Origin of the sequence: Paenarthrobacter sp. NPDC057355, assembly GCF_042667405.1 — a bacterium.
In the GTDB taxonomy this organism is placed as follows: domain Bacteria; phylum Actinomycetota; class Actinomycetes; order Actinomycetales; family Micrococcaceae; genus Arthrobacter.
Genome location: NZ_JBHVAL010000020.1, coordinates 25,653 through 43,818, shown reverse-complemented (window position 1 = coordinate 43,818; position 18,166 = coordinate 25,653). Strand labels below are relative to the sequence as shown.

Genomic DNA, 18,166 nt, shown 5'->3' with positions numbered 1-18,166 from the left:
CTCTGAAACATCTCTTTACAAACTTGTCATACGCCCGGTAGCTTCTAACTCGTCAGTCGGCGGTCGCCATCACTGGCCGCCTCACTCCCTCGATAGGTAGGAACAACGTGACAAAAACCAAGACCCTGGCCACAAGCCTGCTGAGTCTGTCCGCTGCCGCAATCCTGGCGCTGGTTGGAACCACCGGCGCCAACGCAGCACCGTCGAAAGACGCGGACACGTCAGGCGCAGCGGTCAGCAGCCATGCAGTCTCCGACGCCGGCGCTGCAGATTACTGGACACCGGAACGGATGAAGAACGCCAAGTCCGGCGACATCCTCGGCGCCAAAGCCCTTGAACGCGGCCGGCTCCTGAACCCCGGCAAAGCCCCGGTCACCGAAGCCCCGGGCGCCATCAGCAGCATCGCCGGCCAGCCCGCGGCCACAGACTCCACCACCATCGACCGCAAGGTCAACCAAAGCGAAACCCCGGTCAAGCACATCGGCAAGATCTTCTTCACCCTCGGCGGCTCCAACTACGTCTGCTCCGGCAACTCCGTGACAGCGGCCAACAAGAGCACAGTGTCCACCGCGGGCCACTGCGTCAATGAAGGTCCGGGAGCCTACGCAACCAACTTCGTCTTCGTGCCCGCCTACCTCAACGGCGCTGCACCCTACGGGAAGTGGACGGCAAAGGCGCTGTACTCCCCCAGCCAGTGGGCCTCCAACGGCAACATGCAGTACGACACCGCTTTCGCAGTCATGAACACCCTTAACGGCCAGAAGCTCGCCGACGTCGTGGGCTCCTCCGGCGTCCAGTTCAACGCCGCCCGCGGCCTGAGCTACAAGTCCTTCGGCTACCCGGCAGCCTCACCGTTCAACGGCGAATCCCTGAAGAGCTGCTCCGGCACCGCCACCAATGATCCCTACAACCCGCAGTTCGCCACCCAGGGTATCCCCTGCAACATGACCGGTGGGTCCTCGGGCGGTCCGTGGTTCATCGGCAACAGCTCCACCGGCTACCAGAACTCGGTCAACTCCTACGGCTACGGCAGCAACTCCACCACAATGTACGGCCCATACTGGGGCACCGTAATCCAGTCCACCTACAACACCGCGGCGGCTTCGTAACTTTTTGGCAAGTCCCTGTTAAGTACGACGGCGGCCGTCCCCTTGAGGGGCGGCCGCCGTTGCGTTGTGCTGCCTTTGCGCTCTGGGCGCGCCGCTTCTTAGTGGAAGAAGTGGCGTGCGCCCGTGAAGTACATCGTGATGCCGGCAGCGTTTGCTGCGGCGATGACTTCCTCGTCGCGGACCGAGCCACCGGGCTGGACCACGGCGCGGACACCGGCGTCGATCAGGATCTGCAGGCCGTCAGCGAACGGGAAGAACGCATCCGAAGCTGCCACGGCACCGCGTGCACGCTCAGGTGCGTTGGCACCGCTGGCGTTCGAGGCACCGCCGGCACCGTCGACGTCGGACTCCACCTGGACGCCCAGCGTGTTGGCGCGCTCGACGGCAAGCTTGCAGGAGTCGAGGCGGTTGACCTGGCCCATGCCGATGCCCACCGCTGCACCGTTGTCGGCCAGGAGGATCGCGTTGGACTTCGCTGCGCGGCAGGCGGTCCAGGCGAACGCGAGGTCGGCGAGGGTCTTCCCGTCAGCAGCTTCGCCGGCGGCGAGGGTCCAGTTGGCGGGGTTGTCGCCTTCGGCGTCCACCTTGTCGCTCATCTGGACCAGGACGCCACCGGAAACCTGGCGCATCTCTGACGGGTAGCGGCCGTAGCCCTCGGGCAGGGCGAGGAGGCGGATGTTCTTCTTCTTGGAGAGGATCTCAACGGCTTCCGGCTCGAAGTCCGGGGCGATGACAACCTCGGTGAAGATGTCGGCAACGGTGCGGGCCATGCCTGCGGTGACCGTGCGGTTGGCGGCGATGACGCCACCGAACGCGGAGACGGGATCGCAGGCGTGTGCCTTGGCGTGGGCGTCGGCGATCGGGTCGGCTGCGTCGGCTGAACCAACGGCAACGCCGCAGGGGTTGGCGTGCTTGATGATCGCAACAGCCGGCTCTGCGAAGTCGAAGGCTGCGCGGAGGGCGGCATCGGCGTCGACGAAATTGTTGTAGCTCATGGCCTTGCCGTGGAGCTGGTCAGCCTGGGCGATGCCGACCGGAGCTGCCTTGTCCACGTAGAGCGCGGCCTGCTGGTGCGGGTTTTCGCCGTAGCGGAGGACCTCGGAGCGTTCCAGGGCCAGGCCGGCGTAGGCGGGCCAGTCGATGACGCCGTCGCCGTCTTCATCCAGGAACTGGCTTGCGGTCCAGGAAGCAACCGCATTGTCGTAGCTGGCTGTGTGGGCGAATGCCTTGGCAGCCAGGCGACGACGGGTGTTCAGGTCGAAGCCGCCGTGGGCTGCGGCGTCAACAACAGCACCGTAGAAGTTGGGGTCCGTAACGATGGCGACGGCGGCATGGTTCTTCGCGGCCGAACGCACCATGGCGGGGCCTCCGATGTCGATCTGCTCGACGACGTCGTCCTGCGCAGCACCGGACTTGACGGTTTCTACGAACGGGTAGAGGTTGACCACCACGAGGTCGAAGGTTTCGATCTCCATTCCGGCCAGGGTTTCCATGTGCGCTTCCACGCGGCGGTCGGCGAGGATGCCGCCGTGGACGCGCGGGTGCAGGGTCTTGACGCGGCCGTCGAGCATTTCCGGGGAGCCGGTGACTTCTTCGACTTCCTTGACAGGGATGCCTGCGGCGGCGATCTTCTTGGCGGTGGAGCCGGTGGACACAATGGCGACGCCGGCTGCGTGCAGGCCCTTCGCGAGTTCCTCCAGTCCCGTCTTGTCGTAAACCGAGATCAGTGCACGGCGGATGGGAACACGGTCAAGCTGCGTCAAGCTCACAAAAGTCTCCGTCTTAGTTCGCGTAGATGTCGCGGGTGGTGTCGCGTAGGGGTGGGATACGGAGAGTTTATCGTGTTTCGCTGTGCGGCTGGTTTTGCGTCTTTCTGCGTTGCGAGGCCCGCTCTGCGCTCCATGGCTCGCGTTTGGCACGCAAACCAGGCCGCGCAAATCCACCCCCAGGCTTACGAGGCCCGCTCTGCGCTCCACCGCTCACGTTTGGCACGCAAACCAGGCCCCGCAAATCCACCCCCACGTTTGCGAGGCCCGCTTTGCGCTCCACGGCTCACGTTTGGCACGCAAACCAGGCCCCAGCAAATCCATCCCCACCCTTGCGAGGCCCGCTCTGCGCAAGCAACCCGACTTACGAGGGCAGGCGCCGCCAGCCGCGGGACAGCAAAGCGTCCTGGATCTTCTTTTCAGCATGACCCCAGCCGCCCTTCATTTGCACGTCTGAGAATCGGAGCACGGTCCAACCCAACGCCCGCAGCCGGTCGTCGCGTTCAATGTCCTTGCCCCATTGGACCGGGTCCGATCGGTGATGGTCGCCTTCGTATTCGAGGGCGATCTTGTACTCCTTGTATTGCAGGTCAGGAGTCGAAATGTAGTTTCCGTGATCATCGAAGACCGGCTGCGTTACGGCAGGCTCCGGGAAACCGGCGTCGAGAATCTTCAAACGCAAGCGTGACTCCCGGGGCGAGTCGACACCGGCTCGTAGCAGGGGAAGGATGGCCCGCGCCATCTGGATGCCTTTGACCTTTGGACGGCGGTCGATGACTTCCTGAATGGCTTCAATTGAGGTGAGCGGGTCCTTACGTTTAAGTAGGGCGTCCCCGGCCGCTACGAGAGATGACCTCCCAAGGTGCCGCGCCAGGTCCACCCAAGTCCATTCGGGCGAGGTGAGTTGAACTCCATTCACCACCCGAACATCCCTGGCCAGCAGCGGCGCCCGATGTCCGACCACGCCGCGACGCTTCACCCGACCGATCTCGTGCCGGCGAGTGACGTGGATCGGCCCTGTCGCCCCCTCGTCCTCCAGATACATCGGGAGCGGGATCGACCACAGGAGAGCTGCCGTGACGTGGCTGACTGCGCATCTCGGAGTGACAGCCGTGTGCAGCCGAGCAACGATTGCAAGATCGCGTTCCCCCGCCTTGGCCAGTCGGATGCCACGACTGGGAGTCACGAGCTCACTGGCTTGGAGCCGCCAACGCGGCACACCAGCGGCGTAAGCCTCAGCGACCAGGAAGCCTCGGGGGTCAACGTTTACCGGCAGAGGGTTGGGTTTCCGCATTGAACAATGCTTGCGGAAAACGAGGGTCCGCATTCGGTTATCCACAGAAATCGTGCCGATGAGCGGCCGGGACTTCTCCTCCACAGGCGTTGTGAGGCCCGGTCTGCGTTTCAAGGTGGACGAATAGGGCGCAGAGCGGGCCTCACAACGAAAGGGGGCACGTTTGTGGGGCCCGCTTTGCGCGGCAAGCCCACGCCGAACCACGCAGAGCAGGCCGCGCAACATAGGGTGGATTTATGGAATCCCCCAATGAGGTCATTCTTGTCGCCGATATAGGGAAGAGTTGCTGCCGCGTGGAACTGCGCCGCGGCGACGAACTCCTGGGCGCCGCCGACCAACACGGCTTCCCCGGCGTCCACGTCGACAACGGGCCCACCCAGGCGTTCGAGCTCCTCGTTGAGACGGTCAGCCTGCTCCCGCCCGGGCTCCCGGTCAGCACCCTGACCGGCATCGGTGCGGCCGTTGCGGGCGTGGAAGCATCAGCGGAAAAGTCGCGCGAGCTGGCCACGATGCTTTCGAAGCGGTTCGGTGTCCCGGCGGCTGTCCTCTCCGATGCCACGGCCGCGCAACTCGGTGCGCTCCAGGGTGCGCCTGGAACTACGTTGATCGTTGGAACTGGCGCCGTCGCGTTCCGTTTTGACCAGGCCGGCGTCCTGCACCGCGCCGATGGTTGGGGACCCTACCTTGGCGATCAAGGCAGCGGCCGGTGGATCGGCCAGCGTGGTTTGCAGGCCGTTCTTGAAGCGCACGACGGCGGCCCCTCCACATCGTTGTCGGCTTCGGCCGGGGCTCTGGTGGAGTCGCCGGAGCATCTGCCGGGATGGCTGGCGGAACAGGAGAACCCGTACAGGGCGATGGCCCGGTTCGCGCCGCTGGTTCTGCAGGCAGCGGAGGCGGGTGACGCCGTCGCACATGGGATCATCGGCGAGGCCTGCCGCATCCTGACCCGCACGGTCCAGCTCGCATCAGGCGGCGACGTTTCACCGCGGGTGGCGCTGCTGGGCGGGGTTGTCAGTTCCGAGTTCTTCGCCGAGCTCTTGCGGAAGTCCCTGGCTTCGGCTGGGATTGAGGTGGTGGCCCCGCTGGGCGACGGCTTGGATGGCGCTGCCCTCGCTGCGACGCGCCGCGGGCTCATCCAGGAAAGGTACATCCACCGTGACGGAACAAACTGGCCCGACTGACGCTGACAAACTCGCGGACCTCCGTACGGAACTCGCCGGACTTCAGACCGAAGCCGCGGCCGAGAACCTTAAGGACCTGGACATCCTGGGCACTGAGGAACTGGTGTCCGCCATGCTTGCCCACAGTGCAGGAGTACACGCGGCCGTTGAAGCGGCCAGCGACGCCATCGTGAAAACGGTCGACGCCGTTGCGGAGCGGCTCCAGCGCGGAGGTCGCCTTTTGTACGTGGGAGCCGGGACCGCCGGGCGTCTGGGTGTGCTCGACGCAAGCGAGTGCCCGCCGACCTTCGGCACCCCGCCGGGACTCGTCGTCGGACTTATCGCCGGCGGCACACAAGCGATCCAGAAGCCCGTTGAGTACGCCGAGGACAACGCAACCGCAGGCGCACGGGACCTGCACGATATCAACGTGACGGAAGCGGACGCCGTCGTGGGCATTACGGCCTCCGGGAGGACGCCCTATGTGATCGGCGCACTGGAGGAAGCACGGAAGCGCGGCGCGTTCACGGCGTCGTTGGCGTGTAACAAGGGCTCGGCCGTGAGCCATCTGGCGGATGCGGCGATCGAGGTGGTGGTGGGGCCGGAGTTCATTGCCGGGTCAACAAGACTGAATTCGGGGACTGCGCAGAAACTTGTCCTCAACATGATCAGCACGCTGGTGATGGTGAAGCTCGGCAAGACCTACGGCAACCTCATGGTGGATCTGCGGGCTACCAACGAGAAACTGCTGGCCCGTTCCCAGCGCACTGTGCAGCACGCAACCGGTGTGTCCGCAGAGGAAGCAGCTGCGGCGCTCGACTCGGTGGGCGGCTCGGTGAAGGCAGCGATTTTGGTGGTTCTGACGGGTATCGACGCTGGTCAGGCCAAGGCTGCGCTCGAAGAAGCCGGCGGTTTCCTGCGAAGGGCCATCGAGAACCAGAAGTAACGTTGCCCGGCAGCGCATAAGGTTGCATGCAGGAGGCCCAATGAATACATACACTGCCGTGCCCAGCGGCGAACAAGTAGTGCAGGAACTGCCGTGGCGTTGGAAGGTCCAAGGGAAGATTTTCCTGATCGGCGGCCTCGGGTTCATGTTCGACGCGTGGGATGTCACGCTCAATGGCATCCTCATCCCGTTGTTGTCCAAACATTGGTCGCTGCAGCCGGCTGACGCAGCGTGGATCGGCACGGCAAACCTGATCGGCATGGCAGTGGGCGCGTTTGCGTGGGGCACCATCGCTGACACCATCGGGCGCAAGAAGGCCTTCACCGCCACCCTCCTGATTTTCAGCATCTTCACGGTGCTGGGTGCGTTCGCGCCGGACATCGTGTGGTTCTGCCTCTTCCGCTTCATGGCCGGGTTCGGGCTCGGTGGCTGCATTCCCGTGGATTACGCCTTGGTGGGTGAGTTCACGCCCAGGAAGCAACGAGGCAAAGTGCTGACGGCCATGGATGGTTGGTGGCCCGTCGGCGCTGCTTTGTGTGGCTTTGTCTCGGCTGGGCTCGTGGCTTTGTACGGGGATTGGCGCCTGACCATGCTGGTCATGGTGATCCCGGCGCTCCTCGTTTTCTGGGTTCGGCGTTCAGTACCCGAGTCTCCGTTGTTCCTGATCAAGGCCGGTCGCAGGGCCGAGGCCGCCGCTGTGATTGATGGCCTGGTTGAAGCGACGGGAGCCTCCCCCCGCGCCTACAGCCTGCCTGATCCGCAATCCGCTCCCCGCCTTTCCCCCGGCAGTGCCTGGGCCCAGCTTCGGCGGATTTGGCAGTTCAACTGGAAGATCACCACCGCTGCGTGGGCCCTCTTCTTCTCCGTGCTCCTGGTCTATTACTTGTCCCTGACTTGGATGCCGCGCATTCTCATTGGCGCCGGGTTCGAGGAGTACAAGGCGTTCGTCACGACGGCGGGCATGGCCGCCGTCGGACTTTTGGGTGTGGTGGTCGCCGCGGTCCTGGTGGAGCGTGTGGGACGCAAGTGGATCCTTGCCATCACCGGTCCGCTGTCCGCGGTGACGCTGGTGATCGTGGCCTTGGTGGTTGACGTGCCTTCCGCAGCAGTGTTCTGGCTGCTGACGTTCGGCTTCGTGGTGCAGGTGGCAATTCCCGTCCTGTATGCCTATGTTTCCGAGCTCTATCCGACTGAGCTCCGTGGCTCTGGCTTCGGGTGGGCGTCGACGTTCTCCCGCATTGGCGCGGGTTTTGGGCCGCTGGTGTTTGCCTCGTTCTTCTGGCCGGAGTTCGGCCTGGCGACGTCGTTTGCCCTGGCGGGTGGGCTGGTGCTGCTGTCCGTGCTCTGGATGGCCTTCTTCGCCCCCGAGACCAAGCAACGCGTCCTCTCCTAACCCAACCAGGTAACAGCACCTGTTCCATTGAGCGCCCATTGGAACATGTGCTGTTACCTACTTGGGTGTCCACCCGTGTTCCTCAAGCGCCCGCCGGATCTTTCGTACCGCGGTTGTTGCGTCGGTGGACATGTGGCGCTTCGAGACCCTTATCAAGGTCCATCCTGCACGCGCAAAGTCCTCCTCCCGTTGGATATCCCTCACGATCTGCTCCCGCTGCGAATGGCCCTCACCCTCATATTCGACCGCAACCCGCCACAGACGGTAACCCAGGTCTGGTTGACGCACGACGCCGGGACTCAGCTCGGTGCGCACGTTGACTTCCGGTATAGGCAGCCCAGCCCGGCCCAGTGCCAGCCTCAGTCGCGTTTCCGGGGCCGAGTCGGCACCAACGCAGGCCTGTTCCAGGGCCAAACGGGCCTTTCGGATTCCGGGTGTTCCCCAGTGGCGGTCCAGCATTTCTTCCAATTCGCCTGGAGTGCAGTACGGTGCCGTTCGGTTTTCAAACTCAGGCCTGGGGATTCGGAGCAAGTGATCCGCCACGACGGTGATCTCATCAATGTCCATCTTCCTTGCGCAATCCAGCCACGTCCGTGCACGGCTGGTGATGTACAGGCCGTTCAGCGTGGTGATCTCGTCCTCGAAGAACTGTCCCCGATGTCCAATGACGCCCCTGCGCCGCGGTATGCCCATGGTGTCCGGCCGCGAGATGTGGATGCCTGTCTCGTGGCTCCCCGGCAGGAAACCTGGGAACTCCCACAGGAGGAATGCGGTGGCGTGTGAGGCGGCAGAAAAGGGTGACACTAGGGTCAGAGGCCGTGTGAGGTCTGCCAGTGGGGCTTCAGCGCTTGAGCCGGGAACGAATATTTGCCGGCTCGGTGAGTCCAGGTCCCTGAAGCGCAAGCGCCCCACTGTTACTCCGGCGTCGAGCGCTTCTCGCCGTGTAAAGGGTTTCGCTGAAAGGTTGTAGGCAGCGGCCGTGGGATCTTCATGGACCCATGCTGGCAAATCAATGGAGAGCCTGGGGCGTTATCCACAGCCTCACGGCACCCGGATGAAACTAGGTGACAGCAAACGTCGCTCTGAGCCCTCAGTGCGACGTTTGCTGTTACTTAGTTGGGTACACGGGAGGAGGCGGCGGCGAGGTCGGCCAGGGTCTGGACCAGCAGGCGGCGCTCCACTACCTTGATGCGCTCGTGCAGGCTTTCCTCGGTGTCCTCCGGAAGCACAGTGACGGCCTCTTGGGCAATGATGGGTCCCGTGTCCACCCCGGCGTCGGCCCAGTGAACCGTGCAGCCGGTGACCTTCACGCCGTAAGCCATGGCGTCGCGGACTCCGTGTGCACCGGGGAACGAGGGCAGCAGGGCCGGGTGCGTGTTGACGTACTTTCCGCCGAAAGCATCGATGAAGTCGGCACTCACGATCCGCATGAACCCGGAGGAAACAACAACATCGGGGTTGTAGGAGAGCACCTTGTCGCGCAGTGCGGCATCCCACTCAGCGCGGGTCTCGAAGGAGTTGAAGTTGACCACGAACGTCTCGATGCCGGCTTCGTCAGAGCGCTCCACACCATACGTGTCGGGACGGTCGGCGCCCACAGCGGCAATATCGACATCCAGCTCACCTGACTTCACGGCGTCGATGACTGCCTGAAGATTGGAACCGGTACCGGAGACGAGGACAACAATGCGCATTGCACTAGCTTATGGGCGGCTCGCGTAGGCTGGAAAACATGAATCCAGACGTCGGTTCCGCGCCGAGCCAGCAGCCCCGCTCCGAGGCGGAAAAGTCCGCCCTCGGTGTGACCCAGATCCTGTTCCGCGCCTTCCTTTTTTCGGCTGTGGGAGCGTTCTTCGTGTTCTCGCTGAACGTGAACTACGTGTGGTTGAGCGGCATCCTGACGCTGGCGGCTCTGGTGCTCGGCATCGTGGTACTGGTACGAACCATCAAGTACAAGCACCCCCGACTGATTCTGTTCGGCACCATCTCGGGGCTGGTGGTCACGGCCATCATGTGCCTGCTGGTCCTAACGTCGGCGCTCTTTTTCCGTCAGGTCAGCACGTATCAGGATTGCGCCCGCTCAGCGTTGACGGAGTCCGCAAAGACGCAGTGCCTCATGCAGCTCGAAAAGTCCATGCCGGGCTCGCTCAGGTAGCCCGACTGTCCCAAGCTTGACCGCTCAGGCGTGCTCGTCGTCGTACGCGTTTTCTTCCAGGTTCGCCTCGCGCAGCTTCTGGCTGCGTTCCAGCCACGGCCCCACCGCGTAACCAATTACGACGCCGATCCCCACTTCGGCGGCCAGCCAGACTGCCGTCCACAACGGATGGGGTCCGATTTCCGTGAGCCGCCCAATGCCGGCGGAACCGCGTGCGATCCAAGCCAACGCTCCGCCAAGCAAGCCCGCAACCGCGCCTATGAAAGCCCCCAGGAAAAGGGTGGAAACGGTGGCGGTGAACCAGCGGGCTTTGATCTTGATGGAGAGCCACTCGTCAAAGTGGTTTTCGCCTTCGCGCAGGAACCACCAGCCAGCCAGGATCCCGGCGACAACGGGCAAAGCCAGTGCCATCGCCCCAAATTCGAGCTGGCCTGCGGGGAGGCTGCCAAGGATGGGGACGGCCGGCAGCGGTCCCACCGCGGTGCCCAGCGGACCGGCTGTGGAGCCGATGCCGAGCGAGAAGCCCGCCCCCGAGGACCACGCCAAGGCGAAGATGACCAGGTTCGGCAGGAAGCCGAGTTGGGCAATGGTGAGCACGGCGCCTCCCAGAGCCCCGGCCTTCAGCCCTTCGTAAACAGCGATGATGTCGGTCCAGTGCCACACGATCGTGACGGCCAGCAGCACAGCCGACAGGCACACGGCGGCCATCGCCGCCACGAATCCAGCCTTCAGCACCGAGCCCACATAGGAGCCAGCCCACCGAGAGTGCTGACTGGTTTTGGCGAGCCAAGCGACGGCGTCCACGCCGATCAGTCGGCTCCACGAGCCCGCCTCCCGCCGGGCTCCAACGACCATGCCCAAGCCAAACGAAATCAGGGGTATGGCCATGGCCAACCAAAGGTTGATGACAACTTCGGTAGTGCGGCACACGAATCCGGTGGCAGCTCCGAAAGCCGCGTAGACAAGGAAGGCGCCGAAAAAGGCCTGCCACAGCTGGTCGGTGTAAGAGGCACGGGCCAGACGACGGCCTGCCCGCCACGCCAACAGGAACGGGATGAGCGTCAAGCCCAACGGGATCAAGGAAAGCAGCCCTGATCCGGGGTGGGCCGCGGGGCCGATATTCACATGAGCGAGCTCCAACGGAACACCGTGAATGAGCAACCAGGCCTGGCCTCCCATCCGTGCCAGGGCGTCCACATTCCGGTTCTGGAAACCATCGGTCGCCCATACGCCGACCAGCGGAAGCACCACCACGATGGCGGAAATGAACGCCGCCTGAGCCGCTTCCAGACCGCCCTGCAGCCAAAGGGGCATAGGGAGGCCACGGTTTCCGGTCTGATCAGCGCGCAGTTTCATCGTGATCAATCGTGCCACGGCCAGCTCTCCAAGCCCGTCAGGCGCCCCTGAAATACCGCGAATTCAAGCGCTTTTTCCTGTTGGTCGCCGTAAGATGGGAGGTGTTCTCCCGGGGCAGGCGAGCGCCCCCCGCTGATGTTGAAGGCCCGGAAAAATCGAAGCCGGGAACTAGGAGCGGCCAATGGATAGGTGTCATAACTTCTAACAGAAAGTCGTACTAGCAGCTGGTGCAGCCGCCTTAGGATTTTTCCCAGGCTGCACCAGCCTTCTTTTGTACAGGCCTGGTGCCGGGACTCCATTCACAACTGGGGCCCGTAGATGAACTCCTTGGCATGGTTGACGGCCTTTTTGAAGGCGTCGTTGCGGAGTGTCACCTGTTCCTGGTTGGCTCCCCCTCGAGGTTCAACGAACGTGGTTGGACCGGGGCGCAGCATCCAGATGTCGCCCGCCGGCGGGAGGTAGAACACCCCGAAGGAGCGGTGCTCGGGGTCATTCGTCCAGATGGGCACTACGGCGATCGCGGCCCCCGTATCCGGGTTGATCCACTGGGCGCGTGGCAGGGGTTGTTCGTGGACTTCGGGGTCCAGGAACGGCGCTGTCCCTCTCCCCCAGCGTTGTTCGAACCGTTCGTAGAACGCGGGAATAATGTGGTCGTCATAGGGACGCCAAGCACTCATGGATTGCTCCTCGGTGTTCTCAGGTTTCTGGACGAAGGTTCCCAGCGGGGTGGCCCGAAGGACAACGGTGACTGGCCGCCGTCGTTCCGTCCGGGCTGCTGCGCACGCTTGTGCACCCGGACGTTCACCGGCGTCCCGCCGCTTCCGAATCCGTTCCGCCGCGCCCGGTCGTATGCCGCCCGCTTTCCTGGGTCCGACAAGACGACGTACGCCTGCATGATGGCGTGCAGTTCCTGGAGGTCGGCCGCCGAGGTGGTGTCGCCGTCGTCGGCCTTTGGGCGCGTGTCCGGATGGTGGGTCCGAAGCAGCGCGCGATAGGCGCGGGCGATGTCGCGGGCCGTGGCGTCGGGCGCGACGCGGAGGGTGGCGTAGTGGTCTGGCTGCGTGTTCACTGCTGTGTCCGGTTCATGCTGCGGATCAGGAGATGGCCCCCGGCCGGAGCCGGGGGCCATCCATCGGGAGACGACGGGCGGGGACCGCTTTCATGTGCGCTAAAAAACGCTGTGACGTGGCGCGAAGCCTGCGCCCAACTATTCCGATGCGGCCGCCTCCGTTGTTCCCGGTCGCTGCCCTGCCGGTCGGCCACCCCCGGGTGGGCCTTCCGGCAGGGCGGACGGATCAGGCGTTGATTTCCTGCTTTTGCCCGCTGGATGTGATCTCGATGCGCCGCGGCTTGGCCTTCTCGGCGACGGGGATGCGGAGTGTGAGCACACCGGCGTCGTAGTTGGCTTGGACGCCTTCGGTGTCCAGGGTGTCACCCAGGATGAGCTGCCGGCTGAAGACGCCCTGAGGGCGCTCGGCGGCGATCATCTCGTTGTTCTCGCCCGCGGGCGACTTGCGTTCGGCCTTTACCGTGAGGACGTTGCGTTCGACGTCCAACTCCACTGAATCAGGGCTTACACCTGGCAGATCGAAGGCAACAACGAATTGTCCGTCCTCCTGCCATGCATCCATCGGCATTCCGGCCGGGCGTGCTGTTGTGCCAAAAACCTGTTGGGCGAGCCTGTCGAATTCGCGGAACGGGTCAGTGCGCATCAGCATTTGGTTCTCACTCCTTTGGATCTTGATGCTGATTCTGTTGTTGTTACCAGCCTCCAGATCTGTGGTGGTTGGTATAGATTTTTTATAGCACTGGTGAGAGAGTGGTGCAAGTAGGTTTTTGGAAGATTTTCGGAGGTTTTTGATGGCAGGTTCGGATCGCTCGGCCGCCGCCGCGGAGCACGACGGCGGACTGGTCGCCTCCGCTTCGGGCGCGGGTTCCGATGACGGACGGGGCGTTTACGCGATCTCGGTTGCCGCGGAACTGGTGGGCACCGGGCAGCAGAACATCCGGCAGTACGAGCGCAAAGGCCTGCTCACTCCCGAAAGGACCGACGGCGGCACTCGCCGCTACAGCGAAAACGACCTCGCGACTCTGCGTCGGATCGGGGTGTTGCTCGATGAAGGGCTGAACCTGGCCGGCGTGAAACGTGTGCTGGAGCTGGAGGAGGCGAATCGGGGGCTGACGGCGGACAACCGCGGGCTGAGTGAGCACAACGAGGAGCTGCGGGCGGACAACCGCGGGCTGCGGAAGGATTTGAAGGCGGCGCGGGGTGGGGCGGGAGCGGCCCCCTAAGCCATCGCCTAGGGGGCACATTCCTACGTTTATCGAGTCAAAGATCCATCAGCAGCGATCTCCGGACGTAACTCGTTGCCTACAAAATGGCAGTCATCACGTTCCATCCGGCCCCCGCTAGGCTTCCATTAGGCCACGCAGGTCCTCCGCTTCCCGCAAAGAGCCACAGCGCACCGGATGAGTCCCGCGACAGGATGTCAGTCTTACCGTCACCGTTGAAGTCCCCCGGTCCCACCAAGGCGTTCATCACGTTCCAGCCGGAGCCAGTTTGACGCGGAGCCAACCATCCACCGAATCCGTTCCCGGGATAAAGCCAGAGGGTGCCGGCACCGTCACGCGAGACGACGTCAGCCGTACCGTCGCCGTTGAAGTCGCCGACGCCTGTGATGGCCGACATGCCCGACCAGCCAGAGCCAACCTGGACGCGCGACAACCAGCCGCCCGAACCATTGCCTGGGTACAGCCACAGAAGCCCGGAACCATCCCGGGCCAGGACATCAACCTTTCCATCCCCGTTAAAGTCGCCGGCAGCAGTAATGGCGGTCATGACAAACCATCCGGCGCCCACCTGTTTGCGCGGAAGCCAGCCACCCACGCCGTCCCCCGGATACAGCCAGAGGGTGCCGGCATTATCGCGGGCGAGCACATCTGAGGTTCCGTCCCCGTTGAAGTCACCTGGAGCGATCAAAGCGGTCATGACATTCCAGCCTGAGCCCACTTGAACCTTCGGCAACCATCCGCCAGCACCGTTGCCGGGATACAGCCACAGCAAACCTCCGGCGTCCCGCGCCAGTACGTCAGTTGTTCGGTCACCGTTGAAGTCATTCTTGACGGGCGCAGGAATGTTTTCGTCGATGACCGTCACCGACGAACTTCCCCTGTTGGCGACGTAAGCCTTGCCTGATTTCGCATCGACTGCAGCAGCGACAGGTTCCGTTCCGGTCCGAACGGTGGAGGTGACGTTGCCTTTATCGAGGATGGTCGTTCCACCCCCGAAAGTAGGGATATAAGCTTTTCCGCGAAGAGAGTTCACACCCATTGCGCCCGGCTGTCCAGCGACGCCCACCCTGGCGATCTTTGATCTGTTCTTGGCATCAATCACCAACACTGACGCTTCGCTGTTAGTACCGGCAGCTTCAACGTACAGGACGCTGTTCGCCGCGTTGACCGCAATCTTGCCCAGCTTCTCAGAAGTGGAGTAAACCGTGTCCGCTTGGTTGATGTCGTGAATTGCATAAACTTCGCTGCCCCGGATGCCAGTCGTTACGGCATACACTCGCTGGTTCTCGGGGCTCCAGGTCATTCCAGAAACAGTTCCCAGGAAAAAGGTCCAGTTGGATGCCTCATTCGTCTGCCCGTTAATAATGGTCACTACATTCGAATATCCGACGTAGATGGTGTTCGTGGTCGGGTCGACAGCGATGCTCTGGGGGGCGTAGTTGTAAAAAGGGATGGTGTCAGTGGCGTGGGTGTTCCCGTCGATTACCGTGACGCCGAAGCTAAAGCCGACATAGATTTTGCCCGTCGCCTCGTTGATCGCGATGTTGCGTGGGTCCACACCGGTCGGGATCTTTGCCGTCAACATATTTGTCGAACCATCGATGACGGCTACTGATCCCGGCGCACCAGATGCGCCCGCCACACTCGCGTAAATCTGACCGTTGGGGTGGACAACTACTCCGCCGACAGGACCACCGGTGTCAATGATGCTGGCCTTGTTAGTCACGCCATCGATGACTGAAAGTCCACTCGCCGTCGCAACATACACCTTTCCGGTTGCGCCGACAGCCAAAGCATGAGGCGCCGTTCCCACCGGTATATCCGCCACGAGCACGTCAGCCACCGCAGGCGGACTGAGCAACAGCGAAGCTGCAAGCGCTCCGGCAACGGCAAGGGCCGCCGTCGTAATCCTTCGATATTTTTTCCTGGCTCCGGACACAGCTGTTCCGAGCGCGACAGACCTCATGGGACCCCCATAAATTGAGACGCGACTGTCGCGTCGTTGAGCGGAGTCTACAGCGCGCACAGGTAACTCCCAGCATTGAGTGCTTCAGCGCTCACCCCAACCCGCCTGTTAACCAACTCTTCCCCCACCGGCCACCCCCGCGCACCCAGTAAGCCAACCGCCGCGACCACCGTGGAAGGCGTGAGGATCGCAATCGTCGCCGAATCATTCCTGCCACTGATGAATGGGGTAACCCACTCGATACTGCGGGTGCTGGAGCATCTGCAAGAGCGCGGGGACGAGGTGATGGTGATCGCGCCGTCGACGTCGGACACTGATGTTACGAGCGTCGAGAAGGGTGCGTATGTGCACCGGCTTCCCTCGGTGCCGCTGGCCAGATACACGAATGTGCGGGTTGCGTTGGGTGGTGTGAATCGGGTCAAGCGAATCCTTGCCGATTTCGCCCCCGACGTCGTTCATCTTGCCTCACCGTTCGTCCTCGGCTGGCGCGCCGTGCAGGCCGCCCATCAGCTGGGCATCCCGACTGTCGCGATCTACCAAACCGAGGTTCCCGGCTACGCGGGCCGCTACGGTGTGCCGTTCCTGGAGAACTGGGCCTGGAACCGCGTGGACAACATCCATCTCCTGGCCACCCGCACCTTGGTGCCGTCCACCTTCGCGCTGAACCAGTTGCGCGGACGCGGCATCCTTCGCGTGGACATGTGGCGGCGCGGTGTGGATACCGCGCGCTTCAATCCCGCGAAACGTTCGACGGCGTGGCGCAGCTCGGTCGCGCCCGAGGGTCAGCGCATCATCGGCTACGTCGGCCGGCTCGCCGTCGAGAAGCAGGTTGAGGACCTCGCGGTGCTGGCGGATGTGCCGAACACCAAGCTGGTCATCGTTGGTGATGGCCCGCAGCGCGAAGCACTCCAGTCCGCACTTCCCCAGGCCCATTTCACTGGCTTCCTGGGCGGCGAGGCCCTCGCGGAAGCTGTGGCCGGCTTCGATCTTTTCGTCCATCCCGGCGAGTTCGAGACTTTTTGCCAAACCATCCAGGAGGCCATGGCGTCCGGCGTTCCGGTGGTGGCCACTGGCCGTGGTGGCCCCTTGGATCTGGTGGAAAACTCGCGCACCGGCTGGCTGTACGAACCGGGCAACCTCTCCCAACTGCGTGATTACGTCCAGGACCTGATGGGCGACGACGCCAAGCGCCGCGCGTTCGCAACGGCAGCTACCGCTTCGGTTCAGGGTCGGACGTGGCCGGTGCTCAGCGCGGAGTTGGTTCGTCACTACAACGACGTCATCTCCGGCGTGCCCAGCGAAGCAACGGGCCATTCAGAACTCACCTCAAGCAAAGGACCATCTTCATGAAGATTTCCGTGATCGGCTGCGGCTACCTCGGCGCAGTCCACGCCGCCACGCTCGCCTCCATGGGCCACACCGTGGTGGGGATCGACGTCGACTCCTCCAAGGTGGAGCAGCTCAACAAGGCGCTGGCTCCCTTCCACGAACCCGGTCTCGATGAGCTCCTGAAGGATGGCCGCACCACGGGCCGGCTGGCGTTCACCACGGACTTCGCCGAGGCAGCGGACGCGCAGGTGCATTTCCTCTGCGTGGGCACACCACAGTCCAAGACTTCGGACACCGCGGACCTCTCCTACCTGATGGGCGCCACGAGGAGCCTCCTGCCGCATCTGGCGAAGGGGGCCGCCGTCGTCGGTAAATCAACAGTGCCGGTTGGCACGGTGGAGACCGTCCGCTCGGTCCTGGCCCGCCGGCCGGACGTGCTGCTCGGCTGGAACCCGGAGTTCCTGCGCCAGGGCACCGCGGTGAAGGACTCGCTGGTCCCCGACCGGCTGGTGTATGGGGTGCCGGGCGGAAAGGGCGCCGCTGCCGGTGCACCTGTTACTGCCGTGCTGGATGCTGTGTACGAGCCCCTGATTGCGGCCGGAATCCCGCGTTTGGTCTGCAATTTCGCGACCGCGGAACTGATCAAATCGGCGTCGAACGCGTTCCTGGCCACGAAAGTCAGCTTCGTCAACGCGATGGCGGAGCTGTGCGACGCGTCGGGCGCCGACGTCAGCGAACTCAGTGAGGCGATGGGCCTGGACCCGCGCATCGGCAACCGGTATCTGCATGCGGGGCTGGGCTTTGGCGGCGGTTGCCTGCCCAAGGACATCCGGTCGTTCCGGGCGCAGGCGCGTGAACTGGATGTGCCCTCCGTGGATGAGTGGATGGCGTTGGTGGATTCGGTGAACCTGGATCAGCGTTCCCGCACTGTGGAGATCGCCCGTGACATGTGCCGCGGCTTCCTGTCCGGCCGCACGGTCACCATCCTCGGGGCCGCTTTCAAGCCGGACACCGACGACATCCGCGACTCCCCCGCCCTGGACGTCGCACAGCAACTCGCCGATGCCGGCGCGCACGTGACTGTCACGGACCCCAAGGCCATCAACAACGCCTGGATCCGCTACCCGCAGATCCGCTTCGAAGCCTCCACCAATCGCGCGCTGGAAGGCGCGGAGCTGGTGCTGCTGCTCACCGAATGGGACGAATACGTCTCCCTCTCGCCTTCGGTTGCGGGATCACTCGTACGACGCCGGATGGTGCTGGACGCTCGGAACGTCCTGAACGCTGATGCTTGGCGGAGTGCTGGGTGGACGGTCCGCGGGTTGGGAACGGGAGCTGCTGTGCTTGAAGCCAGCAACGCTCCCAAGCCTGCCGACAGGAAGAAGCACGCTCGGGCGTAG

At 63.6% G+C, this 18,166-nt stretch carries 17 protein-coding genes; 8 read left to right on the top strand and 9 right to left on the bottom strand.

The features are described from left to right. Positions 1-107: 107 nt before the first annotated feature. Complete coding sequence (locus ACFUOZ_RS18230; RefSeq protein WP_377550672.1) at positions 108-1,109, top strand: trypsin-like serine peptidase; 1,002 nt, start codon at positions 108-110, stop codon at positions 1,107-1,109. A 98-nt stretch (positions 1,110-1,207) separates the two neighbouring features. Here the strand turns inward: ACFUOZ_RS18230 and purH are convergent, their stop codons facing one another. Then, positions 1,208-2,878, bottom strand: a complete 1,671-nt coding sequence (gene purH, locus ACFUOZ_RS18225; protein ID WP_377550670.1) for a bifunctional phosphoribosylaminoimidazolecarboxamide formyltransferase/IMP cyclohydrolase — start codon at positions 2,876-2,878, stop codon at positions 1,208-1,210. A 361-nt stretch (positions 2,879-3,239) separates the two neighbouring features. Further along, complete coding sequence (locus ACFUOZ_RS18220) at positions 3,240-4,169, bottom strand: endonuclease domain-containing protein (RefSeq protein WP_377550668.1); 930 nt, start codon at positions 4,167-4,169, stop codon at positions 3,240-3,242. A gap of 236 nt (positions 4,170-4,405) precedes the next feature. Between ACFUOZ_RS18220 and ACFUOZ_RS18215 the strand changes: the two genes are divergently transcribed. From ACFUOZ_RS18215 to ACFUOZ_RS18205, 3 genes are read left to right on the top strand one after another with little or no spacing between them, the layout of a single operon-like run. Continuing rightward, the gene (locus ACFUOZ_RS18215; protein WP_377550666.1) at positions 4,406-5,350 is read left to right on the top strand and encodes an N-acetylglucosamine kinase; all 945 of its coding nucleotides are present in this window, start codon (positions 4,406-4,408) and stop codon (positions 5,348-5,350) included. Then, positions 5,325-6,275: an N-acetylmuramic acid 6-phosphate etherase gene (murQ, locus tag ACFUOZ_RS18210; RefSeq protein ID WP_377550664.1), complete on the top strand. Its 951-nt coding sequence runs from the start codon at positions 5,325-5,327 to the stop codon at positions 6,273-6,275. The genes ACFUOZ_RS18215 and murQ overlap by 26 nt, the downstream gene beginning before the upstream one ends. 40 nt (positions 6,276-6,315) lie before the next feature. Then, the gene (locus tag ACFUOZ_RS18205) at positions 6,316-7,668 is read left to right on the top strand and encodes an MFS transporter (protein ID WP_377550662.1); all 1,353 of its coding nucleotides are present in this window, start codon (positions 6,316-6,318) and stop codon (positions 7,666-7,668) included. Positions 7,669-7,725: 57 nt separating this feature from the next. Here the strand turns inward: ACFUOZ_RS18205 and ACFUOZ_RS18200 are convergent, their stop codons facing one another. Together ACFUOZ_RS18200 and purN are read right to left on the bottom strand one after the other, a co-directional pair. Next, a complete protein-coding gene (locus ACFUOZ_RS18200; RefSeq protein WP_377550660.1) occupies positions 7,726-8,472 on the bottom strand; it encodes an endonuclease domain-containing protein in 747 nt (248 codons plus the stop codon). A 308-nt stretch (positions 8,473-8,780) separates the two neighbouring features. Then, a complete protein-coding gene (purN, locus tag ACFUOZ_RS18195; RefSeq protein WP_377550658.1) occupies positions 8,781-9,362 on the bottom strand; it encodes a phosphoribosylglycinamide formyltransferase in 582 nt (193 codons plus the stop codon). 11 nt (positions 9,363-9,373) lie between these two features. On the opposite strand from purN, the gene ACFUOZ_RS18190 reads away from it, so the two are divergent. After that, positions 9,374-9,823, top strand: a complete 450-nt coding sequence (locus ACFUOZ_RS18190) for a hypothetical protein (protein WP_377550656.1) — start codon at positions 9,374-9,376, stop codon at positions 9,821-9,823. Between the two features lie 24 nt (positions 9,824-9,847). Here ACFUOZ_RS18190 and ACFUOZ_RS18185 read toward each other — a convergent pair whose 3' ends face one another. The 4 genes from ACFUOZ_RS18185 to ACFUOZ_RS18170 all read right to left on the bottom strand — a co-directional run bounded on the left by ACFUOZ_RS18185 (position 9,848) and on the right by ACFUOZ_RS18170 (position 12,897). Next, positions 9,848-11,179, bottom strand: coding sequence for a DUF6350 family protein (locus ACFUOZ_RS18185; RefSeq protein ID WP_377550744.1), 1,332 nt, complete (start codon positions 11,177-11,179; stop codon positions 9,848-9,850). A gap of 299 nt (positions 11,180-11,478) precedes the next feature. Next, complete coding sequence (locus tag ACFUOZ_RS18180) at positions 11,479-11,856, bottom strand: hypothetical protein (protein WP_377550654.1); 378 nt, start codon at positions 11,854-11,856, stop codon at positions 11,479-11,481. Continuing rightward, on the bottom strand, positions 11,853-12,248 hold the full coding sequence (locus ACFUOZ_RS18175; protein WP_377550652.1) for a J domain-containing protein: 396 nt from the start codon (positions 12,246-12,248) through the stop codon (positions 11,853-11,855). The genes ACFUOZ_RS18180 and ACFUOZ_RS18175 overlap by 4 nt, the downstream gene beginning before the upstream one ends. A gap of 226 nt (positions 12,249-12,474) precedes the next feature. Next, complete coding sequence (locus ACFUOZ_RS18170) at positions 12,475-12,897, bottom strand: Hsp20/alpha crystallin family protein (protein ID WP_377550650.1); 423 nt, start codon at positions 12,895-12,897, stop codon at positions 12,475-12,477. Between the two features lie 142 nt (positions 12,898-13,039). Between ACFUOZ_RS18170 and ACFUOZ_RS18165 the strand changes: the two genes are divergently transcribed. Next, entirely contained in the window at positions 13,040-13,471 is a 432-nt protein-coding gene (locus ACFUOZ_RS18165; protein WP_377550648.1) for a MerR family transcriptional regulator, read from the top strand. A 79-nt stretch (positions 13,472-13,550) separates the two neighbouring features. Here ACFUOZ_RS18165 and ACFUOZ_RS18160 read toward each other — a convergent pair whose 3' ends face one another. Further along, positions 13,551-15,437: an FG-GAP-like repeat-containing protein gene (locus tag ACFUOZ_RS18160; RefSeq protein WP_377550646.1), complete on the bottom strand. Its 1,887-nt coding sequence runs from the start codon at positions 15,435-15,437 to the stop codon at positions 13,551-13,553. A 180-nt stretch (positions 15,438-15,617) separates the two neighbouring features. Here ACFUOZ_RS18160 and ACFUOZ_RS18155 point away from each other — a divergent pair, with 180 nt between their 5' ends. Further along, a complete protein-coding gene (locus tag ACFUOZ_RS18155) occupies positions 15,618-16,787 on the top strand; it encodes a glycosyltransferase family 4 protein (RefSeq protein WP_377550644.1) in 1,170 nt (389 codons plus the stop codon). Further along, a complete protein-coding gene (locus ACFUOZ_RS18150) occupies positions 16,784-18,166 on the top strand; it encodes a UDP-glucose dehydrogenase family protein (protein ID WP_377550642.1) in 1,383 nt (460 codons plus the stop codon). Before ACFUOZ_RS18155 ends, ACFUOZ_RS18150 begins: the two co-directional genes overlap by 4 nt.

Bases quoted from the DNA above. Each gene is read 5' to 3' on its own strand.
- ACFUOZ_RS18220 (WP_377550668.1), bottom strand. From the start codon at position 4,169: ATGCGGAAACCCAACCCTCTGCCGGTAAACGTTGACCCCCGAGGCTTC.
- ACFUOZ_RS18215 (WP_377550666.1), top strand. From the start codon at position 4,406: ATGGAATCCCCCAATGAGGTCATTCTTGTCGCCGATATAGGGAAGAGT.
- ACFUOZ_RS18205 (WP_377550662.1), top strand. From the start codon at position 6,316: ATGAATACATACACTGCCGTGCCCAGCGGCGAACAAGTAGTGCAGGAA.
- purN (WP_377550658.1), bottom strand. From the start codon at position 9,362: ATGCGCATTGTTGTCCTCGTCTCCGGTACCGGTTCCAATCTTCAGGCA.
- ACFUOZ_RS18190 (WP_377550656.1), top strand. From the start codon at position 9,374: ATGGGCGGCTCGCGTAGGCTGGAAAACATGAATCCAGACGTCGGTTCC.
- ACFUOZ_RS18185 (WP_377550744.1), bottom strand. From the start codon at position 11,179: ATGAAACTGCGCGCTGATCAGACCGGAAACCGTGGCCTCCCTATGCCC.
- ACFUOZ_RS18180 (WP_377550654.1), bottom strand. From the start codon at position 11,856: ATGAGTGCTTGGCGTCCCTATGACGACCACATTATTCCCGCGTTCTAC.
- ACFUOZ_RS18170 (WP_377550650.1), bottom strand. From the start codon at position 12,897: ATGCTGATGCGCACTGACCCGTTCCGCGAATTCGACAGGCTCGCCCAA.
- ACFUOZ_RS18165 (WP_377550648.1), top strand. From the start codon at position 13,040: ATGGCAGGTTCGGATCGCTCGGCCGCCGCCGCGGAGCACGACGGCGGA.
- ACFUOZ_RS18160 (WP_377550646.1), bottom strand. From the start codon at position 15,437: ATGAGGTCTGTCGCGCTCGGAACAGCTGTGTCCGGAGCCAGGAAAAAA.
- ACFUOZ_RS18150 (WP_377550642.1), top strand. From the start codon at position 16,784: ATGAAGATTTCCGTGATCGGCTGCGGCTACCTCGGCGCAGTCCACGCC.